2 protein-coding genes are annotated in these 2,919 nt (G+C 70.8%); one reads left to right on the forward strand and one right to left on the reverse strand.

Annotated elements, in window-relative coordinates:
- The first annotated feature begins 103 nt into the window (after positions 1-103).
- Positions 104-1,198 (forward strand): alanine dehydrogenase, encoded by a 1,095-nt coding sequence (gene ald, locus ACPYOM_RS21510; RefSeq protein WP_481347515.1) that lies wholly within the window; start codon positions 104-106, stop codon positions 1,196-1,198.
- Positions 1,199-1,270: 72 nt separating this feature from the next.
- Here the strand turns inward: ald and ACPYOM_RS21515 are convergent, their stop codons facing one another.
- The gene (locus tag ACPYOM_RS21515) at positions 1,271-2,752 is read right to left on the reverse strand and encodes an amino acid permease (protein WP_481347516.1); all 1,482 of its coding nucleotides are present in this window, start codon (positions 2,750-2,752) and stop codon (positions 1,271-1,273) included.
- Positions 2,753-2,919: the final 167 nt, after the last annotated feature.

The raw sequence follows: 2,919 nt of genomic DNA on the forward strand, positions 1-2,919 counted from the left end.
CCGGCGAGGCGCTGGACGCCGTCGCCCGAGCCGACCAGGCCGGTCGTGCCTGGGCCTCCACCACCCCACGGCAGCGGCACGTCACGCACGGAAAGACAGCACCATGCGCATCGCGACCGTCAGGGAGACGAGGACGAAGGAGGCGCGCGTCGGTCTCACCCCGGCCGGCGCCGCCGTCCTCGTGCGGGAGGGGCACGACGTCCTCGTCGAGCGCAACGCGGGGCTCGGTGCCGGCTTCTCCAACGAGGACTACGCGCACGCCGGTGCCAAGCTCGTGGACCAGCCCGAGGAGGCCTGGGCCGACGCCGAGCTGCTCGTGAAGGTGAAGGAGCCGGTCGCCTCGGAGTACCGCTTCCTGCGCGAGGACCTGACGCTCTTCAGCCACCTGCACCTCGCCGCCGACCGGCGGCTCACGCACGCCCTCCTCAACGCAGGGACGCTCGCGATCGCCTACGAGACGGTCCAGGACCACACGGGGCTGCCCCTGCTGACACCGATGAGTGAGATCGCCGGGCGGCTCGCCGCGCATGCCGCGGCGCGCTACCTGACCTCGTGCGAAGGCGGCCCGGGCCGCCTCCTCGGCGGGTCTCCCGGGGTGGCCCCGTGCCGTGTCGTCGTGGTCGGCGGCGGGGTCGCGGGCACGCAGGCGGCTCTGCTCGCGCTCGGCATGCAGGCCGAGGTGACCGTCCTCGACACCTCCGCGGACCGGGTCCGCGACCTCGACGCCCTCCTGGGTGGCCGTGCCCGCGTCCTCCTGAGCGATGTCGACGCTCTCGCCCGTGAGCTGCGCTCTGCGGACGTCGTCATCGGGACGGTCCTCGTTCCCGGCAGGGCGGCGCCCAAGGTGGTCTCCCGCGCCGACCTCGCCCTCCTGCCGAGGAGCGCCCTCCTCGTCGACGTCGCCATCGACCAGGGCGGCGCCTTCGAGACCTCGCGCGCCACCACGTACGCCGACCCCATCTACGAGGTCGACGGCATCCGCCACTACTGCGTCGCGAACCTGCCGGGCGCCGTCCCGCAGACGTCCACCCGAGCCCTGACCAACGCGACCTTTCCCTACCTGCGACGGCTCGCCGACCTCGGACCCGAGCGGGCGATCGAGGAGGACCCCGCCCTGGCGCTCGGGGTCAACACGAGGGGTGGGCTGCTCATCCATCCCGGCGTCGCCGAGGCCTTCCGCGACCTGCCCCACGCGTGAGGGTGGACGAACCCCAGGTCATACGTCACGGACGGCGCCCGGGAAGGGCGCCGTCCGTGGCTCAGTGAAGGGTCAGACGGGCTCGGGAGACCGTTCGACCGTGGGTGCCGCCGCACCCTGCCCGAGGCGGCGGCGCACCGCCGGCCAGAACAGGGCGAGAGCACCCGTCGCGAGGCAGCTGGTGAACACCTGGGTGCGGCCGCTCTCCGTCGTCATCATGATGGCGACGATCCCGATGGCGCCGGCGATGAGCACGATGTTCACCCACGGAAAGAGCCAGACCTTGAGCGTGAGGTTCGCCTCCTGCTCCGGCGTCATGGCCCGGCGCAGTCGCCACTGCGTCACGGTGATGAAGACGTACACGAAGAGCGCCACGAGGCCGGTCGAGTTCATGATGAAGTCGTAGATGCCGGAGCTCGGGGCGACGAAGTTGACGACGGTGGCAACGAGGCCGCCGACCGTCGACGCGACCACCGCGAGGGCGGGGACACCACGCCTGGTCCGCCGCGCGACCGCAGCGGGCGCGAGGCGCTGCTCGGCGAGGGCCGCGAACATCCGCGACGCGGAGTAGGTGCCCGAGTTGAGCACGGACACGACGGCCGTGAAGATCACCAGGCTCATGATGGTCTCGGCACCGGGCACGCCGAACATCCTGAAGATGTGCGTGAAGGGCGCCACGACGTCGGGCGAGGGGAGCTCGTTCCACGGCACGAGGGTCACGATCACGAGGATGGACCCGACGTAGAACAGCATGACCCGCCAGATCACGGTGCGTGCGGCGCGTCGGATCCCGGACGCGGGGTCCTCGGACTCGGCGGCGGCCATCACCGCGATCTCCGTGCCGAAGTACGAGAAGAGGACGAGCGCGACGGACGAGATGACGACGCCGACACCGTTCGGCATGAACCCGCCGTGGGCCCAGAGGTTGCCGAGCGACCAGCTGCTGGACGGCCAGAGTCCGAACGCGAACAGGACTCCGGCAGTGAGGAACACGACGATGGCGACCACCTTGATGCTCGCGAGCCAGAACTCGGTCTCACCGAAGGACCGCAGCGAGATGAGGTTCGTCGTCACGAAGACCGCGAGCAGCGTGAGCGACCCTGCCCAGGCCGGGACGGACGGGAACCAGGTGTGGACCATGCCGCCTCCGACGACGGCTTCGTAGGCGATGACGCCGACCCAGAAGTACCAGTAGAGCCATCCGACGACGTAGGCCGCCCAGCTGCCGAGGCCGACCCTCGCGTACTCCATGAAGGATCCGACGGCGGGCCGGTCGGCTGCCATCTCGCCGAGCATGCGCATGGCCAGGAAGACCAGCAGGCCCCCGACGAGGTAGGAGATCGCCGCGGCCGGGCCGGTCGCCCGGATGATGTTGGCCGAGCCGACGAACAGGCTGGCGCCGATGATGCCGCCGAGCGTGATCATCGTGACGTGCCGGGAGCGCAGCTTCTTGGCCGGCGCCGGTCCGTCCTGGGGGTCTGCCGCGCCGGCATCCGGACCGAGCAGGTCGGGGTGAGGTCGTGTCGCTGAGGTGGGCAAGGGTGCTCGAGCCACGTGGGACGCTCCTTCTGCATGACGGACGCGGCCGAGACCGCGACGCTGTGGGGGTGCCTGTCTCGCTGCTGCCGGGTTGCGGTGCGGTGGCCGGAGCCCGACGCACTGTCACGTAAGAAGCACTGACGCATATCGGTCGAAAAGCGTCACGACACGAGACCCGACGC

Source organism: Monashia sp. HAY1-2A, from assembly GCF_056755315.1.